The sequence below is a fragment of the Deltaproteobacteria bacterium genome (assembly GCA_003696105.1).
Taxonomy (GTDB): domain Bacteria; phylum Myxococcota_A; class Polyangia; order Haliangiales; family J016; genus J016.
This window is the reverse complement of record RFGE01000034.1, coordinates 1-21,978: the sequence shown is the minus strand read 5'-3', so window position 1 is coordinate 21,978 and position 21,978 is coordinate 1. Positions and strand designations below refer to the sequence as shown.

General features: G+C 72.7%; 21 protein-coding genes. 12 read left to right on the top strand and 9 right to left on the bottom strand.

Going from position 1 to position 21,978, the window contains the following annotated elements:
• Nucleotides 1-121: 121 nt before the first annotated feature.
• The 3 genes from D6689_02325 to D6689_02315 form a co-directional block, all read right to left on the bottom strand.
• The gene (locus D6689_02325) at nt 122-538 is read right to left on the bottom strand and encodes a hypothetical protein (protein RMH44470.1); all 417 of its coding nucleotides are present in this window, start codon (nt 536-538) and stop codon (nt 122-124) included.
• Between the two features lie 16 nt (nt 539-554).
• Nucleotides 555-1,493 (bottom strand): ATPase, encoded by a 939-nt coding sequence (locus D6689_02320; protein RMH44469.1) that lies wholly within the window; start codon nt 1,491-1,493, stop codon nt 555-557.
• A gap of 231 nt (nt 1,494-1,724) precedes the next feature.
• Nucleotides 1,725-2,039 carry a hypothetical protein gene (locus D6689_02315; protein RMH44468.1) on the bottom strand — a complete coding sequence of 105 codons (315 nt, stop codon included), beginning with the start codon at nt 2,037-2,039 and terminating at the stop codon, nt 1,725-1,727.
• 88 nt (nt 2,040-2,127) lie between these two features.
• On the opposite strand from D6689_02315, the gene D6689_02310 reads away from it, so the two are divergent.
• From D6689_02310 to yacG, 3 genes are read left to right on the top strand one after another with little or no spacing between them, the layout of a single operon-like run.
• Nucleotides 2,128-3,483: an MBL fold metallo-hydrolase gene (locus D6689_02310; GenBank protein ID RMH44467.1), complete on the top strand. Its 1,356-nt coding sequence runs from the start codon at nt 2,128-2,130 to the stop codon at nt 3,481-3,483.
• 17 nt (nt 3,484-3,500) lie between these two features.
• Nucleotides 3,501-5,072, top strand: a complete 1,572-nt coding sequence (locus D6689_02305; protein RMH44466.1) for an AAA family ATPase — start codon at nt 3,501-3,503, stop codon at nt 5,070-5,072.
• Nucleotides 5,069-5,254, top strand: coding sequence for a DNA gyrase inhibitor YacG (yacG, locus tag D6689_02300; GenBank protein RMH44465.1), 186 nt, complete (start codon nt 5,069-5,071; stop codon nt 5,252-5,254). Before D6689_02305 ends, yacG begins: the two co-directional genes overlap by 4 nt.
• Nucleotides 5,255-5,332: 78 nt before the next feature.
• Here yacG and D6689_02295 read toward each other — a convergent pair whose 3' ends face one another.
• From D6689_02295 to D6689_02285, 3 genes are all read right to left on the bottom strand, one after another.
• The gene (locus tag D6689_02295) at nt 5,333-5,758 is read right to left on the bottom strand and encodes a TIGR02266 family protein (protein ID RMH44464.1); all 426 of its coding nucleotides are present in this window, start codon (nt 5,756-5,758) and stop codon (nt 5,333-5,335) included.
• A 79-nt stretch (nt 5,759-5,837) separates the two neighbouring features.
• Nucleotides 5,838-8,063: a hypothetical protein gene (locus D6689_02290; protein ID RMH44463.1), complete on the bottom strand. Its 2,226-nt coding sequence runs from the start codon at nt 8,061-8,063 to the stop codon at nt 5,838-5,840.
• A gap of 118 nt (nt 8,064-8,181) precedes the next feature.
• Nucleotides 8,182-9,129 (bottom strand): hypothetical protein, encoded by a 948-nt coding sequence (locus tag D6689_02285; protein RMH44462.1) that lies wholly within the window; start codon nt 9,127-9,129, stop codon nt 8,182-8,184.
• Nucleotides 9,130-9,180: 51 nt separating this feature from the next.
• Here D6689_02285 and D6689_02280 point away from each other — a divergent pair, with 51 nt between their 5' ends.
• The 4 genes from D6689_02280 (at nt 9,181) to D6689_02265 (ending at nt 12,659) form a co-directional block, all read left to right on the top strand.
• On the top strand, nt 9,181-10,596 hold the full coding sequence (locus tag D6689_02280; GenBank protein RMH44461.1) for an MFS transporter: 1,416 nt from the start codon (nt 9,181-9,183) through the stop codon (nt 10,594-10,596).
• Nucleotides 10,597-10,608: 12 nt separating this feature from the next.
• Nucleotides 10,609-11,328 carry a glycosyltransferase gene (locus D6689_02275; protein RMH44460.1) on the top strand — a complete coding sequence of 240 codons (720 nt, stop codon included), beginning with the start codon at nt 10,609-10,611 and terminating at the stop codon, nt 11,326-11,328.
• Nucleotides 11,329-11,332: 4 nt separating this feature from the next.
• On the top strand, nt 11,333-12,265 hold the full coding sequence (locus D6689_02270) for a polysaccharide deacetylase (GenBank protein RMH44459.1): 933 nt from the start codon (nt 11,333-11,335) through the stop codon (nt 12,263-12,265).
• Between the two features lie 85 nt (nt 12,266-12,350).
• Complete coding sequence (locus D6689_02265; protein ID RMH44458.1) at nt 12,351-12,659, top strand: hypothetical protein; 309 nt, start codon at nt 12,351-12,353, stop codon at nt 12,657-12,659.
• Nucleotides 12,660-12,875: 216 nt separating this feature from the next.
• Here the strand turns inward: D6689_02265 and D6689_02260 are convergent, their stop codons facing one another.
• Entirely contained in the window at nt 12,876-13,298 is a 423-nt protein-coding gene (locus D6689_02260) for a ribonuclease HI (protein RMH44471.1), read from the bottom strand.
• 224 nt (nt 13,299-13,522) lie between these two features.
• Here D6689_02260 and D6689_02255 point away from each other — a divergent pair, with 224 nt between their 5' ends.
• From D6689_02255 to D6689_02235, 5 genes are all read left to right on the top strand, one after another.
• On the top strand, nt 13,523-14,539 hold the full coding sequence (locus D6689_02255) for a hypothetical protein (protein RMH44457.1): 1,017 nt from the start codon (nt 13,523-13,525) through the stop codon (nt 14,537-14,539).
• A gap of 157 nt (nt 14,540-14,696) precedes the next feature.
• On the top strand, nt 14,697-15,662 hold the full coding sequence (locus tag D6689_02250) for a hypothetical protein (protein ID RMH44456.1): 966 nt from the start codon (nt 14,697-14,699) through the stop codon (nt 15,660-15,662).
• A 64-nt stretch (nt 15,663-15,726) separates the two neighbouring features.
• A complete protein-coding gene (locus tag D6689_02245; protein RMH44455.1) occupies nt 15,727-16,737 on the top strand; it encodes a hypothetical protein in 1,011 nt (336 codons plus the stop codon).
• 33 nt (nt 16,738-16,770) lie between these two features.
• A complete protein-coding gene (locus tag D6689_02240; protein RMH44454.1) occupies nt 16,771-17,103 on the top strand; it encodes a hypothetical protein in 333 nt (110 codons plus the stop codon).
• Nucleotides 17,104-17,162: 59 nt separating this feature from the next.
• Nucleotides 17,163-18,923: a hypothetical protein gene (locus tag D6689_02235; protein ID RMH44453.1), complete on the top strand. Its 1,761-nt coding sequence runs from the start codon at nt 17,163-17,165 to the stop codon at nt 18,921-18,923.
• On the opposite strand, the gene D6689_02230 is transcribed toward D6689_02235, so the two are convergent.
• Both D6689_02230 and D6689_02225 read right to left on the bottom strand, forming a co-directional pair.
• A complete protein-coding gene (locus D6689_02230; protein RMH44452.1) occupies nt 18,874-21,396 on the bottom strand; it encodes a hypothetical protein in 2,523 nt (840 codons plus the stop codon). The two genes, D6689_02235 and D6689_02230, sit on opposite strands and share 50 nt — an antisense overlap.
• 66 nt (nt 21,397-21,462) lie before the next feature.
• Nucleotides 21,463-21,978 (bottom strand): hypothetical protein (locus D6689_02225; protein RMH44451.1); only part of this gene is annotated, 516 nt, incomplete at its 5' end.

Here is a 21,978-nt window from a genome sequence, read left to right as displayed (position 1 = left end):
ACGCTGCACATCACGGCCGCCGCGGCGCCGCGCAGCCCGCGCCGCGGCCACCCGACGCCGGGCCGTGCGACGAGGGCGGCTGCGCGGGACCGGTTGCCGGCGGGCGCTGCCATCGCGCGGGTCACGGCGCGCCGGGTGCGGCCGGCTCGGGGCCGTCGTCGGCGGCCGGGTCGGGCGCCGCGCCGGTCATCTGTACCGCGATGCCGCTCGCGCGCGCCGAGCGCCAGCCGAGCAGCTTGCGGAGCGCCCAAATGCCGCCGTCGGGCGTCACGTCGAACGACAGGTTCGCGACTTTGTCGGCGCCCATCGTCTTGGCCGCAACGATCAGTTTGCGGTTGATCACCTTGTCGAGGGACGCCTCGCCCGCGATCGGAACGAACAACAGGTAGAAACTCGCCGCGTTCGCCTGGATGGCTGCGATCGGGCGGGCGCCGGGGCCGACGTGGACGGTTTCGGGTTGGAGCCGAGCGGTGGACACGCTGGTGCATGCGGCGGCCGCGAGCGACATCGCAAAGACAGCACACAGGACGGTTCGCACGCCGACAGCGTACCACTCACGCGAAGCTCGACGCCAACCGCTCCGCCAGCTCGTCGATGTGGCCCGCCGTAAGCGACGGCGCGAACAACAACGGCAGCTCGGCGCGCGGCGCGTCGATGTCCCGCCGCAGAATGTCGAGGTAGCGCTCGTTGAGGCGCCGGCGGCTGTGGCCGAGCGCGCCGTGCGCGGTGAGCGCGGCCAGATCGCCGTCGTCCGTGCCGCTGTCGCGCAACGCGGCGAGCGTGCGCGCCGCGGGCGATCCGTCGGGGAAGAAGTTCGGGTACAGCTGATTGACGACCAGGTGGGTTACCTCGAGGCCGAGATCCTCGCGCAGCACCTCCGCGACCTCGCGCGCCTCGTTGGTCGGCATCTCCTCGGCGAGAGTGACCATGACCACGGCGGTGCGGCGCCGGTCGAGCAGGAGGTCGTGGAGCTTGCGCGCGTCGCGCGTGAGCGGTCCCTCGGGCACCGTGTCGAGGATTACCGAAGGGATGCGCAGCATCGAGATCGCGTGGCCGCTGGCCGGCATGTCGAACACGACGGTGTCCCATACCGGCTTGCCGAAGCGCATCTGCGTCGTGTGGTACCAGGCCTTGCCGAGCACGGAGTAGTGATCGAGCCCGGGGATGGCGCGAAGAAACGACTTCGTCAGCCGATTCTCGAACACCATGTTGTACACGCGCTCGAAGCGCAGGACCATCAAGCCGTACTCGCGCAGCGCGTGGGCGGGGTCCGTGTTGAGCGCCCACAGGTTGTCGCGCAGCGGCGTCGGCTCCGGCCGCACCTCCGGCACGCCGAAGAACTGGGCGAAGCGATCCTTGGCCAGCGCTTCGTACAGCAGCGTCGTGCGGCCGCGGCCGGCCGTCGCCGCGGCGAGCGCCGCCGCCACGGTGCTGCGACCGACGCCTCCCTTGCCGAGGACGAGAACCAGCCGCTTGTCGAACAGACTGCTCACGACGCGCCGACTCTATACCAGGCATGGCGGCTCGCGGGCCACCGGCGGCGGGCCGAGCGCGCACGCGGGCCGAGCGCGGGCACGGCCGAGCCCGCACGCGGGCCGAGCGCGGGAACGGCCGAGCCCGGGCACGGCCGAGCCCGCACGCGGGCCGAGCGCGCACGCGGGCCGAGCGCGGACGCGCGCGTCTACCCTCGCGCCGCGCGGCCGCCGGACCGGCGGCTCGGTGCGCTACCCGGCCGCTTCGTTCGAGTCGCCGTGAGGCGACGTCATGGGGAACAACGGCTCGCCGTGAATCTCGAGCCGGTACACGCTGTTTTCCGTCTCGACGTAGATCTGCGTGCCGGTCGGCTCGCCGAGCACGCGCTTGACCGGCGTGGTGATCATCCGATGTCCGTGCGGGTCGCGGAAGATGACCATGCCGCGCCCGATCACCGGGTACGAGATCAGGTAACCCGTGTACACGCGACCGAGCGCGACGCCGGATCGATCGCCGGATCGCGACGACGCGTGGTTGCGGATCTTTCGCGCCGTGACGCTGACCATGCAGTCCGCCCTTGGCTCCAGTGTACGTCGCGAGCCGGCGCGCGTCACGCACTTTTGAGCCGGCCGCAGATTTCGCTACATTGTCCGCATGCCCACGGTCCCGCGCGCCGCCGTCGCCGCCGCGCTGTGGCGCCCGGCATCCGGCGCCTCCGGCGTGCAGGTGTATCTGGCGCGACGCGCCGCGTCCTCGCCATTTTTCGGCGGCTTTTGGTCGCTGTGCGGCGGCGCCGTGGAACCGCAGGATGCCAGCGCCGAGGCCGCGTGCGCGCGCGAGGTACGAGAGGAGACCGGCGTGGTGCTGCCGGCCGATCCGGCCGCCTTCGTCGACGCGGGCCGGTGGATCACTCCCGACTTCGCGCCGATTCGGTTCGACGCGCGCTACTTCCTCGTGCGCTGCCCGGACGGCGCCGAGCCCGACCACGCGCTCAGCGGCGGGGAGCACGACGACGGCGCCTGGGTGACCCCCGGCGAGGCGCTCGCGCGGTGGGCGTCCGGCCTGTGGCTGATTCCGCCGCCGGTCGTGAGCGTGTTGCGCGCGCTCGCGCCGGGCATCGACGGCGCGGCCGAGCGCTGTCGCGCGGCCGCGGCGCGCGAGCAGGGCGGGCCGCGGGTGTGGGAGTGGACCCCGGGCATCGCCGTGTGTCCCGTCCGCACGCCGACCTTGCCGCCTGCCACGCATACCAATTGTTATCTGCTCGGGGCCGGGCGCTGCGTCGCGATCGATCCCGCCTCGCCGTACCCGGACGAGCAGCGGGCGCTCGACGACGCGATCGCAGCGTGGGCGGCGCGCGGCCGGCCGCTGGCCGAGGTATGGCTCACTCATCACCACCCGGACCACGTGGGGGGCGTCGTCCACGCGGCGCGCCGGTGGGGCGTGCCGGTGGCGGCGCACGAGGAGACCGCGCGCCGGCTCGCCGGACACGTGCGCGTCGACCGCGCGATCCGCGATGGCGACGTCGTGGAACTGCCGGGCGATCCGCCGCGGCGCGTGCGCGCGGTGTTCACCCCCGGTCACGCGCCCGGCCACCTGTGTTTCTTCGAGGAGACGACCGGCGCGCTGGTGGCCGGAGACATGGTGGCGGCCGTCGGCACGATCGTGATCGATCCCGACGAGGGGGACATGGCCGCGTACCTCGATTCGCTGCGCCGGATGAAGGCGCTGCGTGCGCGGTACCTGCTGCCGGCCCACGGCGGGCCGATCGTCGACGCGGACGCCAAGCTCGACGGCTACATCGCGCACCGGTTGTGGCGCGAGGCCCGCGTGGTCGACGCGCTCGCCGGTCGCGGCGCGGCGACCGCCGCCGAGCTGATCCCGTCGGTGTATGCCGACGTGCCGGCTTCGCTACACGCGCTGGCGGAACGTTCGCTCGTCGCTCATCTCGCGAAGCTCGCGCGCGACGGGCGCGTGCGAGCCGACGGACCGCGCTGGTCGCTGATCGAGTGATATAGTTTGCCGCCTCCGTGGTCGATCTTCGCCCATACACCAAGCTCCACTCCATCCAGCTGCTCAAGCAGGTCATCCGCAAGTGGTGGGGACTCGAGCTGGCGTTCTCGGACGCCAAGGGATACGTGCTCGACCACGCGGAGGGGCGCATCATCCCGTCGCAAAACGACTTTTGCCGCGCCGCGTTGTTTTCGAAGGAGGGGTTCCGCCGGTGCAACGAGAGCGTCAAGGTGGTGCGCGATCGATTGCGGTCGGGCAAGCGGCGGCGCGTCGTCGTCCACTCGTGTCACATGGGCTTCGACATCGTCGCGGCGCCGATCCACATCGACGACGAGCTTGCCGGGTTCCTGTTCACGGGCGGGAGCACGGGCGCGCCGACGACGAGCGCCGGCCGGGCGGAGCTGCTGCGCAAGGTGCGCGAGTTCGCCCCCGAGGCGGCCCCGAAACTCGACGACGGCGGCGATGCGACGATTCCGCGGCTGTCGTCCGACGACCTCGAACGCCTCCAGGATCTCGTCGAGTTCGGCGCGCAGGAGGTGATGGCCTACCACGAGGAGTTGCGCCGCCATGAGGCCGAAGTCAGCACGCTCAGCGCCGAACTCGAGGGGCGCTACCGGTTCGACAACATCATCGGCACGTCGCCGGCGATCCAGGAGATCTTCCGCCTGCTCGAAAAGATCTGCCGCAGTGAGTCGACGGTGCTCATCCACGGCGAGAGCGGCACCGGCAAGGAGTTGATCGCCCGTGCGATCCATTACAACGGGCCGCGTGCGAAGAAGCCGTTCGTCGTTCAAAACTGTTCCGCGTTCAACGACAATTTGCTCGAGAGCGCGCTGTTCGGCCACGTGCGCGGCGCGTTTACCGGCGCGGTGGCCGACAAGCAGGGATTGTTCGCGGCCGCCGACGGCGGCACGTTCTTCCTCGACGAGATCGGCGACATGTCTCCGGCGCTGCAGGTCAAGCTGCTGCGCGTGCTGCAGGAGGGAACGTTCACACCGGTCGGCGCGACCAAGCCGGTCCACGTCGACGTCCGCGTCATCGCCGCGACCCACAAGGACTTGGCGAAGTTGGTCGAGCGCGGCGAGTTCCGCGAGGATCTCTACTATCGCGTCAACGTGCTGAAAGTGACGCTGCCGCCGCTGCGCGACCGCGTCGAAGACATCCCGCTGCTCGTCGCCCACTTTCTCGCCAAGCACTACCACGGCAAGGGCACGCCGCCGCGGCTGTCGCGCGAGGCGATGGATGCGCTGCAACGTTATCGGTGGCCGGGCAACATCCGCGAGCTGGAAAACGAGATCGAGCGGCTCATCGTGCTCGGCGCCGATCAGCCGGAACTCGGCGTCGAGCTGCTGTCGCAGCGCGTGCGCGACGCGGCCAGCCAGCCGCCGCCCGCGCGCGCGGGATCGGCGCCCTCGTACCGCGGCACCCTGAAGGAGGCGGTCGAAGCGCTCGAGGCGGAGTACATCTACCAGGGGCTGATTCGCACGCACTGGAACAAGTCGCAGCTCGCCAAGGAGCTGGGCATCAGCCGGTCCAATCTCATCCAGAAGTGCGCCTACTACGGCCTCGACCGGAAGCCGAAGCGATGACCGAGCGACCCGCGACGCGGTGTCCCATCTGCGGTGAACCCGTGCCGCCGCACGACCGCAACGATGCGTACCCGTTCTGTTCCAAGCGGTGCCGGCTCATCGATCTCGGCAACTGGCTCGACGGCCGCTACGCGATCCCCGGGCCGCCGTCGCGAGATCCGCGCGATCCGGATGACGGTTAGGGCCTGGCGCTAGGTGGCAGCCGGCCGGTGCGCCGGCGGCTGCCGCGGCCCGGGCGGGGGCGGTGCGACGGTACGGCGTCAGTCGGCGGCGTCGTCGTCGTCGAGGTAGGCGAACGTGCGGACCAGCTCCGACAGGCGGCGCCGCTGCGCGTCGGTGAGCGCGACGAAGCGCACGCCCATGCCCGGGTTCAGGTTGGTCGCGTCACCGGGCCGATAGCGATTGATCCAGATGACCCGACCTTCGAGTTCGAACGGCTCGTCGCTGTCGTCCGGCGTGAACCGCAGGTTCAGATGCGTACCGGGCGGCTCGGGGTGTTGCGTCTGGACGAAGATGCCGGTGGCGCTGATGTCTCGGATCGATGCGAACAGAAAGTTGTCCCGACAACGGCAATCGACTTCGAGGTCGACGAGCACGCGCGGACAGCCACGGCGCTCGATGCCGCCGGTCGGCGGAGCATCGGTGTCGCTGCGGCGATGTCGGGTCGACATGATCAGCACGTCCACGGCGGCGGTCCCTTGCCGCCGTCATAGCCCAGTCTCGATTGTCGCGGCAAGGGGGGCGGAACCCACCGTGGAAATCGCGTCAGCGGAGCCGGATCGCGCCAATGCGCACGCGGTTGGCGTCGTCGTGGTCGCCCGACTTGACGGGCATATTGGTCCAATTGCCCGACGATCCCACGAACAGCCCGGCCCACGCCTGGTACGTCGCCTTCGGCGTCGTCATGTCGCCGGCCGTCACCGTGTACCGGTCGACGATGAAATCGCCCGGCTGCCAGTAGACCGTGCCGCACGTGTGGTCCAGCGGCCAGTGGTCGCCCTGGAACCGCATACCGGCGCCGTCGAAGTGCAAGAACACCTTCCAGTTGCGCCGCGGCTTCTTGAGCACCTCGAAGTACAGAGCGACCTCGAACGTGTCTCCGCGTCGAACCTCCGACGGCATCGATACGCCGACGAGCCGCAGCGTGTCGTCGAAGTTGATGTCGAGCGGCGTGCCGATGTCGGCCGGCCGTTCGCGGAGGATCCATTTTTTCAGCGGATTGTCGTCGCCCGTCCAACCGTCGGGCAGCCGATTCGACAGCAGCAGGAACTTGGCGTGGCTGTCGTCGAGGACGTAGTAGTCGAAGCTCCCGTCGAGCGACGCTTGGTGGATGGCGCACAGGTCGGTGCGCGGCGCCAGCGCGAACGTGCGTTCGGGGCGGCGCAGCAGCGCGAACAGGTCGTTGCGATTGCGCAGCTTTTCGACCTTGCCGCGCGCGTAGTAGTCGGGGCCGGAGCCCGGCACGCCGAGCACGCCGAGCGGGGCGCCGTCGCCGCCGAGGTCGCGATAGCGGTCGAACAGGTACTTGTACGACAAACTTTCCGACAGCTTCGGGATATAGACCCAGGCAAGCGTCGCGCCGAACGCGACGCCGGCAGCGACGGCGATGGCGACGCCGCGGCGACGGATGGACGCCAGCACGCGGCCGGGGCCCGACACGCCGGCCCACAACGCCCCGCCGACGACGATCCCGAACGCGAGCGGCACGGCCGTGAGCCACCGCGGCGCGGTCTTCGGGAACGCGAGCGAGCCCTCGAGCAGGTGGAGGCCCGCCAGCTTGTCCGGAAACGCCTTGAGGTCCTTGCCGAGCATGACGCAGACGATGAAGGCCGCGGCGGCGGCCAGCGGTGCGCCGGCGGGCATGTCGCGCGGTGCGCCGCCGCGCGCTTCGCGCGCGGCGAGCAGATCGTCGAGCCACAGGCCGACGGCGACCGCGAGCGCCGGGAAGCCGGCGTAGCGCACGGGCCCGCTCTTGAGCGCGAGCACGGTGCCGGCGAGCCACGCGCCGAACGCCCAGAAAAACGCCAGTTGGCCGGCCCAGGTGGCGCGGCGGTCGCCGCGGCCGAGCGCCGCGCGGCCCAACGCCACCGGCGCGAGCGCGATCCACGGGAAGAAGCCGAACGCGATTTGTTCGAACAGAGCGTCCCAGGTGACCGTCTGCGGCACGTGCGTGCGCCAGGTGCCTCCCAGCGCCGCCGAGTAGCCGCGGTGCGCGCGCAACGTGTAGCCGAACAGCGCCCGGTCGCCGGCGGGGGCTTCGACCCAGTCGAACACGGACAGCACGACCCACGCCAGGCACGCGGCCGCCGCGAGCGCGGCGAGGGCGGTGCCGGCCGACAGGCGGCGCCGCTGGTCGCGCGGTGCGCCGGCGGCCGCGAACGCCGTAGCCGTCGCCAGCGCGGCGATCGGCGCGAACACGCCGGCGAGGGAGCCGACCGACGCATGCGCGAGCGCGGCGCCGTCGACCGCCGCGGCGAGGTCGACGGCGTACAGCGCGCGGCGCGCTCCCGCGCGCCGGCCGGGCGGCCACAGCAGACCACTTGCGCCCAACACGAGGATCGCGCCCCCGGCGGTCGCCCCGATCGCCGACACGAGCTGGCGCGACTCGAACACCAACATCGGCGTGCCGAGCAGCGCCAGGCCCGCGAACGCGCCGGCGCGGGGCGAGCCGATGCGCGTGCCGAGCAGCGCCGTCGCGGCGACCGCGAGGATGCCGAGCAGGGCGACCGGCAGCCGCGCGCCGAGTTCGCTCGGGCCGAACCACGCGACGCTCGTGCCGACCAGCCACCTCGTCAGCGGCGGTTCGCCGGGCACGACGTCGGTGACCGACTTGCCGTCGGCGACGGCGCGCGCGCGGTCCGCCACGCGGATCTCGTGCGGGTCCCAGAAGCCGTAGCTGCCGAGCCGCAGGATCAGCACGACCGTCGCCGCGACGGTGATGAGCGCAGGCCAACGCCGCGGCGGGATCCAGAGCGCGCGGATGCGGTCCACTAAGCGAGCAAGGTAGGGGGAATGGGAGGCCGGCGCAAGGCCGGCGACCGGGAGGCCCGCGCTCGGGGGTCGTGCGGCAGCGCGCACACCGGGGGGCGTGCGGCGAGGGGCGCGCGGTTCACCGGGCGCGCGCGTCCGGCGCTTCGGCGGGGGAGCGCGCCGCGGAACCGCCCTGGCACGCGGTCGCGGGGTCCGCACCGCCGCCGCCCGCGCGGCCGCCGCCCGCGCCGCCGCCGCCCGCGCCGCCCGCGCCGCCCGTTCCCCCGCGCGCATCCCGCTCGGCGCGGCCCTTCGGGACCGTGAACACCCGCGACTGGCCCGGGTCGAGCGCCACGACATACGGCTCGAGTTCGCGTTCGCGCACGAGCTGGTCCAGCCATCGCGCCGGGTCGTCCAGCCGCTCGTACGACAGCGCGAACGCGCCGTGGTGGACCGGCACGAGCAGCCGGGCGCGCAGGTCCTCGAATGCGTACAGCGCGTCGAGCGGGCTCATGTGGCGGTCGCGAAACGACCTCGGCCGGTACCGCCCGATCGGCAGCAGCGCGATGTCCGGCCGGTACCGCCGCCCGATCTCGGCGAACCCGGAAAAGTAGCCGCTGTCGCCGCAAAACAGCACCGACGGGCCATCGCCCCGCAGCACGTAGCACATCGCGCCCTCGTCGCGCGGACCGGTGTGGCGCACGGCCGCGGTCGCGACATCCACCCGGCGGTGCTGCAGGCTCTGGCCGACGCCCAGTTCGACGACGCGCGCAAACCCGAGGTCGGACACGCGGTGGGCGGTGCGCGGCGGCACCACGACGGTCGCGGCGCGCGGCAGGCCGGCCAGGGTGGGGCGGTGCAGGTGGTCGCGGTGTCCGCACGTGATCAAGACGAGGTCGACGTCGCGCAGCTCCGCCGGCGACAGCCCCGGCGCGACGGCACGCTTGACCGGCCCGAGCCACCGGCCGAGCATCGGGTCGCACACGATCGCGAGGTTGGCGTAGCGGACGAGCACCGTCGCGTGGCCGGCGAACGTGATCGCGACCTGACCGCGGTGGACCGGCGGCAGCGGTTCCACCCGCGGCATGGCGGGCCGGCGGAACCAGCCGCGCGCCCACTCGAGCAGGATCGATCGATAGTGCGGGCGATCGCGCGCGCGCCGGTGGAGGCGGTCGAGGGCGCGGGCGCGATCGGCGAGGCGCGAGGCGTCGCCGGCCGCGTCACTGCGGTCGCCGGCGCGGGCGCGATCGGCGAGGCGCGAGGCGTCGCCGGCCGCGTCACTGCGGTCGCCGGCGCCATCGCGTTCGCGGGATTCGGTTCGCGTCGCGCGCATCGCTCGCCGCCATGGTGCGGGTCCGCCGCCCCGCGCGCAACTATTCGCTTGCGCCTATACTCGCCGATCCTCGTGGACCCCGCCGTACCGCCCCGCGCGCCCCGCCTCGTCACCCGCTCGTTCGTGCTGGTCACGGTGGCCGTGTTCCTCGGCGCGCTGAGTCCGAACCTGTTCGTGCTCGCGTCGCGATACCTCGCGCGGCGCGGATACGATCCCGACGCGATCGGGCTGGTCATGGCGGCGTTCATGGTCGGCTCGCTGTCGACGATGGCATGGGTCGGCCGCGTGATTCAGCGCGGCCACCGCGCGCTGGCGCTGGCGGCCGGCTGCGCGGTCGGAGCCGCCGGCTGCGCGCTGTTCGAGCGAGCTGACGCGTTGTGGGGGTTCGTGGCGGCGCGCGTCGTCCAGGGCAGCGGGTTCGCCGCCGTGCTGGTGAGCGGTTCCGCGTACGTCGCCGAAATCGCGCCGCCGGCGCGGCTCGCGCAGGCGCTCGGGTTCGCCGGTGTGCTCACCCTCGCGGCGCAGGCGGTCGGTCCGGCGTTCGGCGAGTGGATCGTCGCCGCGGCGGGCTGGCGCTGGCTGTTTTGGTCCGGCTCGATCGCGGGGGTCGCCGGCGCCGCGCTCGGCGCGCTGTTGCCGCCGATCCGAGACGGCCAGCGGGCCGGCGCCGCTGCGCCACCGGCGGCGCGCGCGACGGCGGCGGTCGTCGCGATGGCGCTGTCGGGGTTCGGCTTCGGCTCCGTCGTCGGGTTCCTCGCCGCGTACGCCGATGCCGCCTCGGTCGGCGCCGTGTCCCCGTTTTTCACCGCCTACGTGGCCGCCGCGATCGCCGCCCGGCTCGCGCTCGGACATCTGGCCGACACGCGCGGCCGGCGCGCCACGGCGACGCCGGCGCTCGTCGGCCACTCGATGGCTCTCGCCGTGCTCGCGGCGCTGTCCTCGCCGTGGCAACTCGTCGCCAGCGGCGGGCTGTACGGGTTGTGTCACGGCATCTACTACCCGTCGCTGCAGGCGCAGATCGTCGAGCGAGCGCCGGCCGACGCGCGCGCGCGCGCGGTCGCGACGTCGACGCTGGCCTTCGGCGGCGGCGCGTTCTGCGCCCAGCTCGGGCTCGGCGTCGTGGCCAACGCGTGGGGCTACCCGGCGATCTATGCGATCGCGGCGGCCGCCGGGGTCGCGGCCGCTGGTGCGGTGTGGTCGGGGCCGCGCGATTTCGTGTAAGTTCGCGGCCTCATGTCGTCGCCGTACGTGTCGATCGTCATCCCCGTCTACAACGAGGAGGCGCTGCTGCGCTCGGCGCTCGACGAGCTGCGGTCCGACCTGGCCGCGCGCTTCGACTGGACCTACGAGATCCTCGTCGCCGAAAACGGCAGCACGGATGCGACCGTCGCGATCGCCGAGGAGATCGCCGCGGCCGACCCCCGCGTCCGCGTCCTGTCGGTCGGCGAGCCGAACTACGGGCTGGCGCTGCGGCGCGGCATCCTCGCGGCGCGCGGCGAGTACGTTTTGTGCGACGAGATCGACCTGTGCGACACCGACTTTTACGCCCGCGCGCTGCCGATTCTCGAAGCGGGGGAGGCCGATCTGGTCGTCGGTTCCAAGTCGATGCCCGGGGCGCAGGACGAGCGCCCCGTGCTGCGGCGCGTCGCGACGCGGGTGATCAACGGCATGCTGCGCGTCGCGGTCGGCTTCGAGGGCACCGACACGCACGGGCTGAAGGCGATGCGGCGCGCGGCGCTCGCGCCGGTCGCCGAGGCGTGTGTGGTCGACAAGGATCTGTTCGCGAGTGAGCTGGTCGTGCGCGCGTGGCGCGGCGGCGTGCGCGTCGTGGAGATCCCGGTCCGCGTCGCCGAAAAGCGGCGGCCCGCGATCAACCTTGCGCGCCGCGTGCCGAACGTGCTCAAGAACCTGGCGCGCCTCACGTACGTGATCCGCTTCGGCGGCGGGAGGTGACCGCGTGGCCCCCGTGTGCGCGGTCTCCGTCGATCTCGACCCGCTGCCCTGCTACTACCGCATTCACGCGCTCGGGCCGCCGCCGCCCGCGCTGCGCGGACTGATCTTGCGCGCGTGCGCGCCGCGGTTCGCCGACGTGTTCGCGGCGCGCGGCATTCGCGCCACGTTCTTCGTCGTCGGCGAGGATCTCGACGCCGATCCGGCCGCGCGGGCGGTGCTGGCGGAGCTCGCTGCGGCGGGACACGAGCTGGCCAACCACAGTTACGCGCACGACTACGCGCTGGCGCGCCGGCCGCCCGACGTCATCGCGGCCGACGTGCAGCGCGCGCACGATCGAATCGGCGAGGTGGCCGGCGCGGAGGGGGTCGTGGGCTTCCGCGCGCCGGGGTACGACGTATCGCCCGCGTTGGTCGACGTGTTGAGCCGCCTCGCCTATCGCTACGACTCCTCGGTGTTTCCCGCGCCCGGTTACTATGCGGCCAAGGCGGTCGTCATGGCCGTGCTGGCGGTGACGGGCCGACGGAGCGGTGCCGTGCTCACGGATCCGCGCGCGCTGATCGCGCCGGCGGACCCGTACCGGCCCGACCCGGCGGCGCCGTGGCGCCGCGGCGCCGCCGACCTGGTCGAACTGCCGGTCGGCGTCACGCGGCTCGCGCGCACCCCGGCGATCGGCACGAACCTGCTGCTCGCGCCGCGGTGGCTGCGCGCCGCGTGGCTGCGGTCGGTCCTGCGCCGGCCGCTGTTCAACTTCGAGCTGCACGGCATCGACCTCGTCGACGCGGCCGCCGACGGCGTGCCGCCGGAGCTGGTCGCGCGGCAGCCCGACCTGCGCGCGACCGGCGCCCGCAAGCGGCGAGCGCTCGAGGAGGTGCTCGACGCGGTCGCCGCGCGCGGGGTCGCGTTCCGCCGCTTGCGCGACGTCGCCGTCGACCTGTGAGGCGGCGGGCGTCGCCTCCGCGCGCGGTGCCGTCGCTCTGCCGGTCCGACTGGCGCGGGGCGCTTCGCGTGATTACGTTGCCGCCATGACGAGCGAGGCGACTGTTGCGGATGCGCTCGCGGCGCTCGAGGCGCGCGGTTACACCGAGCGGCTCGAGGCGGTCGACGGCGGCTTGCGGGCCGCGCAGTGGACGGCACCGCGCCCGCCGGCCGAGCTCGCGCTCGACGATGCGATCCGCGTCGAGTACGACACCGACCCGGCCGACGAGGTTCTCGTCCTGGCGATCCGCGACCCGGACACCGGCGCGCGCGGCACCTACGTGGTCGCGTACGGGCCGGCCGCGGATCCGCGGGACGCCGCCATCGTCGAAGCGCTGGCGCGCCCGACGGCCTGATCGCGGCTCGCCAGGCGTTCGTTCGGCGCGCGAGCCTCCGCGCCCCGGACGGCGTCGCGCCGCGCGACTCCGCCGTCTGGAGGTGCGATGCCACCGCCGGGTGGCGGCGGCCGCGCGGCCGACCCGGCGGCGACCGGGTTGGTCGTCGCGCATGGTGCATGTATCAGCAACTTGCGCCCGCCCGCGCCTCGTCGCGATCGGTCGTTGTCGCCGCGATCACCGCCGGCGGTCGATCGCCGCGCGGGCCAGCTCGTCGGCGCGCTCGTTGTCCGGCACGCCGGCGTGGCCCTTGACCTTGACGAACTGGAGGTGGCGAAACGCCTGCGCCACGCGTTTGATTCGCGCGATCAGTTCCTGGTTCGCCTTCGCCTTCCAGTTTTTCGTCAACACGCCGATGCTGTAGCTGCTGTCGGTGTGCAGGTGTACGGGCCGGTCCGTGGCGCCGGCGGTGTCCGCGAGCGTCTCAAGGGCGCGCAAGATCGCGGTGAGCTCCGCGATGTTGTTGGTGGCGTCGCCGAGGTACTCGGACAGTTCGCGCCGGTCGTCGCCGTCGCGGATGACGACGCCGAGACCGGCCGGTCCCGGGTTGCCGGTGCATGCGCCGTCCGTGTACACGACGATCGGATCTGACGCCTCCATGTCCACCGGCCGGTCGTCCGCCGGGTCGCCGGTCGGCTCGAGGTTGCGCACGGCGGCCCGGTAGACCTTCGCGGCCGGGTCGAGGCGGTACAGGATGTCGACGCGACCGTCGGCTTCGGCCGCGGGCGTGCCGTCGGGGCGGGCTTTTACGTAAACGGGGGTCCCGCGCAGTTTGCGGACGATCCAGGGCATGCTAAGCACGCTGTCTGTAACGGGAGACCAGGATGAAAGCAACCACCGCCCTGTCCGTCGTGCTCGCCGCCGCCTGCGCGTGTGGTGGCGGGCACAAGTCCGCGCCGGCTCCGGCGCCCGCGACCGCTGCCGCGCCCGCGCCGGATGCCGCGCCGCCGCAGCCTCCGCCGGGCTCGTCGATGGGCCAGGGCGTCGCCGCCGCCCGCGCGCGCTCCACCTTCGGTCTGATCCCGGCGAGCGCGCGGCTCGTCGGAGGGGTATCGGTTGCGCAGGCGCGACAGAGTCCGTCGTGGCCGATCATCAAGCAGGTGCTCGACGGCAAGCTCGGCGACGCCGTGAACGCGATGCGCACCGCCTGTAACATCGACTTGTACGACGTCGTCGACACGATCGAATTCGGCACCGAGGTCGGCGCGGCGGATCCCGAGATGGCGTTCGTCGTCGGCGGCCAGTTCACGCGCGCGCAGGTCGCGGCGTGTGTGCAGTCGCTGCCGCAGACCAAGGCCAACGAATTGCGTTGGCGCGACGACGGCGCGGCCACGGAATTCGTCGCGGATGGCGAGACGTTGTGGATCGGATGGCCGTCCGCCAACCGGTTCGTCGTGGGGCCGGGCGGGGGTCGCGAGTGGGTCGACGCGCGGCTCGCCGGCCGCGACGCGGTGCGCGATCACGCGGGGCTCATGGAGGTGGTCGGAAACGTCGACACGAACGCCACCGCGTGGTTCGCCGTGCTCGACGAGTCCGGCGATCTCGCCGGGTTCGCCGGGCTGCTCGGCGGTCGCGCACCGCGCGGCCTGTTTTTGTCCGCGCGCGTGGCCGACGGCGCCGCGGCCGAGTTCGGCTTCGCGTTCGGCGCCGAGGCCGACGCCAAGGCCGCGTCCGATGCGCTCCAGGCCACGCTCGACCAGTTCAAGGCCGACCCGATGGCCGGGCCGCTTCTGGCCAGCGCGCACGTCGGGGTGTACGGCACGAACGCGGTCGTCGAGGTGCAACTCACGCGGGAGCAACTCGACGGCCTGATTCAGAGCCTCGGCGCCCTCCCGATGTAGCGCGCGGCGCGGAGGCGCACGCGCCGCCGGCAGCCGAATCGCCCCGGCGGCGGGCGCAATTGTGCGCCCTGTCGCATTCCCGCCGTGCAACGGGCGTGTTAGAACCGGGGGCAACTTTCGGAAGGAGACCACTATGACCATGAGACAGCGAGTTTCGGTGATCGCGGCGGTGGGCCTCGCGGCGGCCGTGGCGGTCGGCTGCGGCAAGGACAAGGGCAACGGCGCTGGCGGCGGTGGCGGCGGCGGCGCGGCTGGCGCCGCGGCGGCGTCGCGCAGCGCGTTCGACCTGTTTCCGAGCACGACGAGGATGATCTTCGGGATGAACTTCGCGTCGCTCACCAAGAGCAAGATCTGGGCGGATCTCGAAAAATTCGCCACGCAGCAAGCCGGCGACGACATCGCCAAGTTCAAGGCGACGTGCGGCATGGACCCGTTCACGATCGTGCAGTCGGTCGTCGTCGGCGCCGACCCGAAGGACGACAAGTCGGCCGTGGTCGTCGTGAAAGGCGATCTCGACCGCGCGAAGATCCTCGACTGCGCCAAGAAGGTCGCCGCCCAGGACGGCGAGACGGTCGACATCGAGGAGGACGGCAAGATCGTCGGGATCAAGGCGGACGGGAAAACGCACTACCTGGCGTGGCTAGACGACCACACGATCGTCACCGGGCCGCGCGCCGAGAACAACAAGCAGGCGCTCAAGGATCTGATCGCCGCGAAGGACTCCATCACCGCGAACAAGGAGTTCATGGCGTTGGTGAACAACACCGATCCGAAGGCCACGTTCTGGGGGGCCGGGTACATCCCCGCCGACGCAGCCGGCGGCGGGCCGCGGCCGAAGGCCGTGTACGGGTCGGTGGATATGGCGTCGGGCCTGAAGGTCGACGTCGTCGCACAGTTCGAGACAGCTGACGACGCGAAGATGACCGCCGACCAGGCCAACCAGATGATGGGGATGGCGAAAGCCGACCCCACGATGGGCAAGTTCGTGTCCAAGCTGTCGATCGCGGCGGCCGACAAGGATCTACAGATCAAGGCGAACTTCAGCGATGCCGAGGTCGGCGAGTTGATCGACCTGGTCAAAAAGCAGCTGCCAATGATGATGATGATGGGGGCCGGCCACTAACGTGCCGCTCGGCATGCTCTGACGAGGCCGGGGCGGTTGCGCGCCCCGGTTTTTTCGTTTGCCGATGCGACTTCATCGATCCTTCGTGCGCAGCCCGGCGCGTGGCCGGTGGACGTGGGCGGCGGTGTTCGTCGCCGCCGCGGCGTGCAAGGCGCGCGCGCCGCGCGGCGACGACGCCGCGCCGCCTCCGCCGGAGCCGCCGCCGCAGGTGTCGGGACTCGACGCGGTTCCCGCGGACGCCCGTGCCGTCATCGGTGTCGACGTCGCCGCGCTGGCGGCGTCGCCGGCGGCCACGGCGGCGGTGCGCGCATTGTTGGCGCGCGACCCCGCGCTCGCGCGGCGCACGCGCGCGCTGCTGGACGCATGTCACCTGGTGCCGGCCCGGGACGTGCGGCGCCTGTGGCTGGCGACCGGCCCGAATCCGCAGCAGGCATTGCTGGTCGCGGCCGGCGCGCTCGACGCCGAGGCACTGCCGCGGTGCGTCACCGAGGCGGTGGCCGCGGCCGACGGCACCGTGTCGGCCACACCGGGGCCGCCGAAGGTGTGGGCGAGCGTACCCCGCGCAGGTCCCGCGGTGTACTTCGCCTTCAGCGCGCCCGACACGGTCGTGGCGTCGACGGACGAGGCGTGGCTGCGTGCGGCGCTGGCGCCGGGGCCGAAGGCGTCGACGGCGGCCGACTTGGCGCCGCTGCTGGCGCGGGTCGACCGCGGCGCGGCGGTGTGGGCCGCCGGCCGCGTGCCGTCCGGAGTGGGCGGTCGGCTGCCGGCCCTCACCGGCGGTGCCGTCCGCGCCCCGCCGACTGCTATGTACTTTGAATTCCACGTCAAAGCTGGAGTCGACGCGCGGCTTTCCGCGGTGATGGCGACCGCCGCGGACGCCGCTGCGGCCGCCCGATTTGCGCGCGCGCAGCTGCGGGTGCTCGAAGTCGTCGCCCAGGGAGCGGCGCTCGGTGGCGTCGTCGCCAAGGTGCGCGCCGCGGCCGATGGCGATACGGTTACGTTGAGGATGGCGCTGTCGGACGACGAGCTGCGCGATGCCGTCTCCCGTATTGACAGCGCCCTCGGCGTCGAGTGAAAGTCCCGCGTTCTCATATCCCCGCAGGAGTCAATGGAGATGGCAGACCGAGAGACGCCGCTGCAGGCGGTCAAGCGCATGCACGGCAGCAAGGACAAGCTCGTCGACCAGGTGGTCGCGGCCCTTGGCGCGGCCGGCGACGAGGCGAACGAACTCAAGCAGCGGATCGCTCGCATTTCGAACCGCAAGCTGCTGCGCCTGGCCGAGGTCGGCAAGACGATCAAGGACAAGTACGGCAGCAAGGACAAGCTCGCCGAGGCGGTCGCCGCGGCCTACGGGCGCACCAAGGACGCGGACTACGTGGCGAAGCTGCAGGCGCTGTCGCCCGCGCGACTGCTGGACATGGCGCGCGCCAGGGGCGCGTAGGTCCCCGCGCCGTCTCGCTCGCCGTCGCGGTCGCACTGTCGTGCGCTGGCGGGCGTGCGGTGGCGCGCGCCGGCGAATCCGCCGGCCGCGTGTACGTGGCGGCCGGCGCCCACTGGTGGTGGGCCGCCGCGCGCGTCGACCGCCCGGAGTGGCGCGCCGGAGCGGCGGCGGCGCACGCCGCGCGCGCGCTGCGCGACCGCGACGCGGGCGCCGCGCCCGCCATCGCCGGCGATCCGCCCGACGGCGTGCCGCCGGCCGGGTGGCGGACGGGGGAGGCGTCGGGCCTTGCGGCGATGGCGCGGGGGCCGGCGCCGATCGCCGTCGCGCCGCCGGGCCAGCGCTGCGATTGCGCGACACCGATCGCGGCCGGCCGCGATCGCATCGCCGCGGTCTACGCGGTCACGCCGTTCGAGGTCGGCGACGAACGGGCCGCGGTACGCGCCCTCACGTTGCGGCTGCGCTACCGCGACGGCGTCGTCGTGTGGCTAAACGGGGTCGAGGTCGCTCGGCGCCACGTCGCCGCTGACGCATCTCCCGTTGCGTTCGCATCGATTCGCCGAGGCACCGAGTGGGAGACGTTCACGATCCCGGCCGCCCCCGGGCTGTTGCGCGCGGGCACCAACTGGCTCGCGGTCGAGGTTCGTCCAGGGCCCGGCGGCGAGGCGGTCGTGTTCGACGCCGAGTTGGCGGCCGGCACGGCGGCGCGCATCGCGCGCGGGCCGATCGTGCAGCGCGTCGGGCGCACGTCCGCGACGATCGTGGTCGACACCGATCTGCCGGCCGCGGTCGCGGTCGACTACGGGCCGACCCCGGCGCTCGGTGAGACGGCGGTGTCCGCGTCGGGGGAAGCGGCCGTCCACCACCGCATCGAGCTGGCAGACTTGCCGCCGAGTTCGCTGATCTATTACCGCGTTCGCGCGGGTGCCGACACGTCGCCGGTGGTCGCGTTTGCGCTCGCGCCCGGACCTGACGAGCCCCTCCGCGTTGCGCTGTACGGCGACGCGCGCGGCGGCGACGTGATCCACCGCGCGCTGCTCGACGCGATGCTCGCGGAGGCGCCGGATCTGGTCGTGTCCACGGGCGACCTCGTCTACCGCGGCACCGACGCTGGCGACTGGCAGCGGTTCTTTGCCATCGCCGGCGATCTGCTGGCGCGCGTGCCGTACTATCCGGCGGTCGGCAACCACGACCTCGGCGCCAGCGGCGACGACGACCGCCGGATCGGCGATCTGTTCGCGCTGTGGCCGGGGCCGGCCGACCGGCCGCCACACGGGCACTGGTACGCGTTCGACGTCGCGGGCGTCCATTTCGTCATGCTCGACTCGAACGCCTACGATGCGCCGGAGCAGGTCGCATGGCTCGAACGCGACCTGGCGGCCGCGCGCACGCGCGGCGTCCGGGCAATCATCGTCGCGACCCACGCGGGCCCGTTTTCGCGCGGCGCCCATCTCGGCGATCCAATCGCGCGCGACACGTACGTGCCAATCTTGGCGGCGTACGGGGTCGACCTGGTCGTGTCGGGGCACGACCACCTGTACCAGCGCGGCCGCGCCGGCGGTGTCGCCTACGTCGTCACGGGCGGCGGCGGCGCGCCGCTTTACGGCGTGCGCTGCGGTCCGCCGACCGGCCGCGCGTGTCCGGTGGACGACGGTGCGGAGCGCGTCGTGAGCGCCCACCATTGGATCTTGCTCACCGTCTACACCCGGCACATGACGCTGTGTGCCCGGTACGCCGACGGCGCTCCGGTCGAGCCGTGCGTCACCTATCGGCTCACCGCGAAACCGGCGGCGTCCACATCCCGTCCCCGTCGGCGTCGATGAGCAGCGGGTTGGTGAACGACGCGTCGGGAGTTCCGAGCACCGGTGCGCCGGCGCCCGCCGGATCGACGCGGACGACGACGAACGTGTCGGCTCCGGCGAGCGGCACCGACACGGTGCCGTCGTAGCGTACGGCGGCCGTGTCCGCCGGGTCGAGGGCGATCGTCGCCGCGACCGCGTCGCCGCCGGCGTACACGCGGATGCGGGACAGCGGCATCCACGGTGGCGCCTGCACGCGGATGTGCACGGGCACATCCGACCGGCCGGCTACGTCGACGAGGTCTCCCGGGAGGGATTCGCGGCCGTCCGGCAGCGGGATACCCGCGACCACGAACGCACCCTGCGCCACGACCGCGCGGCGCGCCTTGAGGTTGGCGTCCACCTCGTCGAGGTCGACCGCTGCCGGATCGTCGCGGCCGGGGCCGACGTACACGTACGTGCGCGAGTGGCCCGCGTAGGCGCTCGCGCCGTGGGAGTCGCTCGAGCCGGTCGCGGCCGCCGGATGGCCGTGCGCGATCAGCGACATCCAGTCGGCCCAGCCTTCCGCGAAGTCCTCGGCGTTGAAGCTGTTGGCGATCTCGATCGCGTCGAAGTCGAGGACCGACAGATCCGTGTCCGGGGGCAGGCCGAGGTCGCGCGGATCGGTCCGCGCGGTGAATCCGACCGGGTCGAAGTCGATCGCGTCGAACACCCCGGACTGCGCGCCGTTGCGCGGGTGATTCAGTTGGACCACACGCGCGGAGTTGCCCGCCCGCGCCCGCGCCATCACCTCGCCCGGGCTCACGCCGTACCAGTGGATCGCGCCGCCCGCCGCGCGGTCGGGATCGGCCGGCAGCGGCCACGCATTGATGTGGCCCCAGACGATGGACGAGATCTCTTCACCGATGCGCGAGGTCAACCACGGCGACAGCCCGAGCGCGTCGATCACGGGCGCGTAGTCGGTCACGAAGTCGTGATCGGTCGAGATGGCCACTTCGATGCCCTCGGCGGCGACGGCGCGCAGGCGCAGATCGAGCGGAAAGCTCGAGTCGGACGACATCTCGCTGTGCAGGTGGGGGTCGACCGCGATCCACCCGTCCGTGTCGACCACGCGTTCGAGGATCGCGCGGATCGCGACGCTGTCGCCGTCCGCGACGTCCACACCGGTCGCAACGAACGCGTCGTACTCCATGCCGCGCGACACGGTGACATCGTAGGTGCCGGGCGGCAGCGCCAGCGTCGCGTTGCCGTCGGCGCCGCTCCAGTCGATGCGGCGGAATCCGGGTGCGGTCGCCACGACGCGCGCGGGGAGCGGGGCGCCGCCGTCGTCCGCGACCGCCACGACGATCGCGCCGGTGCCGCCGGCCGACAGCGACACGGTAGTATCGGCGCCGTCGCGCACGGTCGCGACCACGTCCGGACCGGCCGCGCGCGTCGGCGGATCGCGGTCGATCGACTCCGCGCGCACCGTGTAGTCGCCCGGCGGCACGGCGATGCGGAACGCGCCGTCGGCGCCGCTTCGGCCGCGCGTGACGAGCGCGCCGCCCGCCTCGACCGCGATCGCCGCGCCCGGCGCGGTCGTGCCGGACAGTGTGCCGGTGGCGACGCCGCGCAACCGCCACGCGCGCTCGGTGACCGACGCCGGCGAGCCGTCGCCGACGACGAGCCAGCGGTCGACCGGCTGCGGGTCCTCCAATCGCGACGTCGGCCCGATCGACAGCGCGATGCCGCCGATGTCGATCAACTGGACCGCTTGCACCGCCGGGTCGTGTACGACCGCATAGGACGTGGTTGGCCCGGCGGACGCGATGAACGGACCGGAGGCGCCGGCGCCGGCGACGAACCCGCGGCCCGGGATCATCAGCGTCGCGCGGCCGCCGAAGAACAGGCCTTCGCCGTGCTGCACGAGGCCGGTCGCGCCGTCTGCTCCGAACACGGTCGTGCGGATGTGCAGCGCGTCGGAGTCCGGTTCGAGCCGGTAGCGGACCTCGATCGTGGCGTCGAGCGGGGGGGCCGCGATTGCGGCGTCGAGGAACGGGATGACGAACGCCGGGCCGCGCACCGCCACTTCGGCCGGCCCGTCGTCGCCCGCTTCGACGATCGCGAACTCGTCGAACGCCCCGGCGTTGAGTTCCACCAGCGGTTGGATCTCCTTGATCAGATCCTCGCCGCCGACGGGCGCCGCGTCGACGATTCCTCCCGCGTAGGTGCCGGGGAACACGAATCCCTCGCCGAATCCCCGGATCACGACCTCGATACGCGCGTTTTCGATCACGATGTCGCCGATGCGACCGGACGCGAGCATGCCGCGGGGCACCTCTTCGGCGCAGGCGATGCGCTTGGCCCGCGCGGCGCCGGCGGGCACCGGGTCGGGCAGGCAGCCGGTCGACACCGCGGGATCGTCCGCGAGCGGCTGCGGCCTCGCCGGGCCGTCGTCGCTGCCGCACGCCGCGATGGCCGCGGCGGCGGCCCACCAGCGCCAGGAACCCATCCCCATGACCCGACGGTACTCGAATCGGCACCCGGGCGGCGCGCAAAAATGCGGCGTGCTACGGCCGGGCCGTCAGCGTACCTCGAACGTCACCGAGTCCGAGCCGATGTTGCCAGCCTCGTCCGCGGCGCGGATGGCGAGCGTATGCATGCCGGGCGCCAGGTTGCTCGGAAGCCGGAACAGCAGCATCTCAGACAGGCCGTCGAACACGCCGTCGTCGGGCGCCACCAACTGCCACGGGCCGTCGTCGACGCTGAACGCCGCTTCGGCGATGGCCGACATGCCGTCGGTGGCCCGCACGGACACGGACGGGAACCGCACCGAAATCCCTCTGAGCGCGGGTTTGTGATTGTCGACCAGGAACAGGGGGGTGATCCGCTCGGTGCGGACCGCGCGATTCGCCGGGTTCGCCGGGTGGTCGCTCGCGGTGACGCGAACCTGGTAGTAGCCGTCCGGGAACGTCTCGGTGTTCCATTTGTACTTGGTCGTCGTGATCGGCCGGCCGTTCTTGGTTACGAGCCGGCGCCACCGCACGTCGCCCTCGCGCCGCACGTCGATCGTGTACGCCGTCTCGTCGCCGTCCGGGTT

Bases quoted from the DNA above. Each gene is read 5' to 3' on its own strand.
- D6689_02315 (RMH44468.1), bottom strand. From the start codon at position 2,039: ATGGTCAGCGTCACGGCGCGAAAGATCCGCAACCACGCGTCGTCGCGA.
- D6689_02310 (RMH44467.1), top strand. From the start codon at position 2,128: ATGCCCACGGTCCCGCGCGCCGCCGTCGCCGCCGCGCTGTGGCGCCCG.
- yacG (RMH44465.1), top strand. From the start codon at position 5,069: ATGACCGAGCGACCCGCGACGCGGTGTCCCATCTGCGGTGAACCCGTG.
- D6689_02285 (RMH44462.1), bottom strand. From the start codon at position 9,129: ATGCCGCGGGTGGAACCGCTGCCGCCGGTCCACCGCGGTCAGGTCGCG.
- D6689_02275 (RMH44460.1), top strand. From the start codon at position 10,609: ATGTCGTCGCCGTACGTGTCGATCGTCATCCCCGTCTACAACGAGGAG.
- D6689_02265 (RMH44458.1), top strand. From the start codon at position 12,351: ATGACGAGCGAGGCGACTGTTGCGGATGCGCTCGCGGCGCTCGAGGCG.
- D6689_02260 (RMH44471.1), bottom strand. From the start codon at position 13,298: ATGGAGGCGTCAGATCCGATCGTCGTGTACACGGACGGCGCATGCACC.
- D6689_02255 (RMH44457.1), top strand. From the start codon at position 13,523: ATGAAAGCAACCACCGCCCTGTCCGTCGTGCTCGCCGCCGCCTGCGCG.
- D6689_02245 (RMH44455.1), top strand. From the start codon at position 15,727: ATGCGACTTCATCGATCCTTCGTGCGCAGCCCGGCGCGTGGCCGGTGG.
- D6689_02240 (RMH44454.1), top strand. From the start codon at position 16,771: ATGGAGATGGCAGACCGAGAGACGCCGCTGCAGGCGGTCAAGCGCATG.
- D6689_02230 (RMH44452.1), bottom strand. From the start codon at position 21,396: ATGGGGATGGGTTCCTGGCGCTGGTGGGCCGCCGCCGCGGCCATCGCG.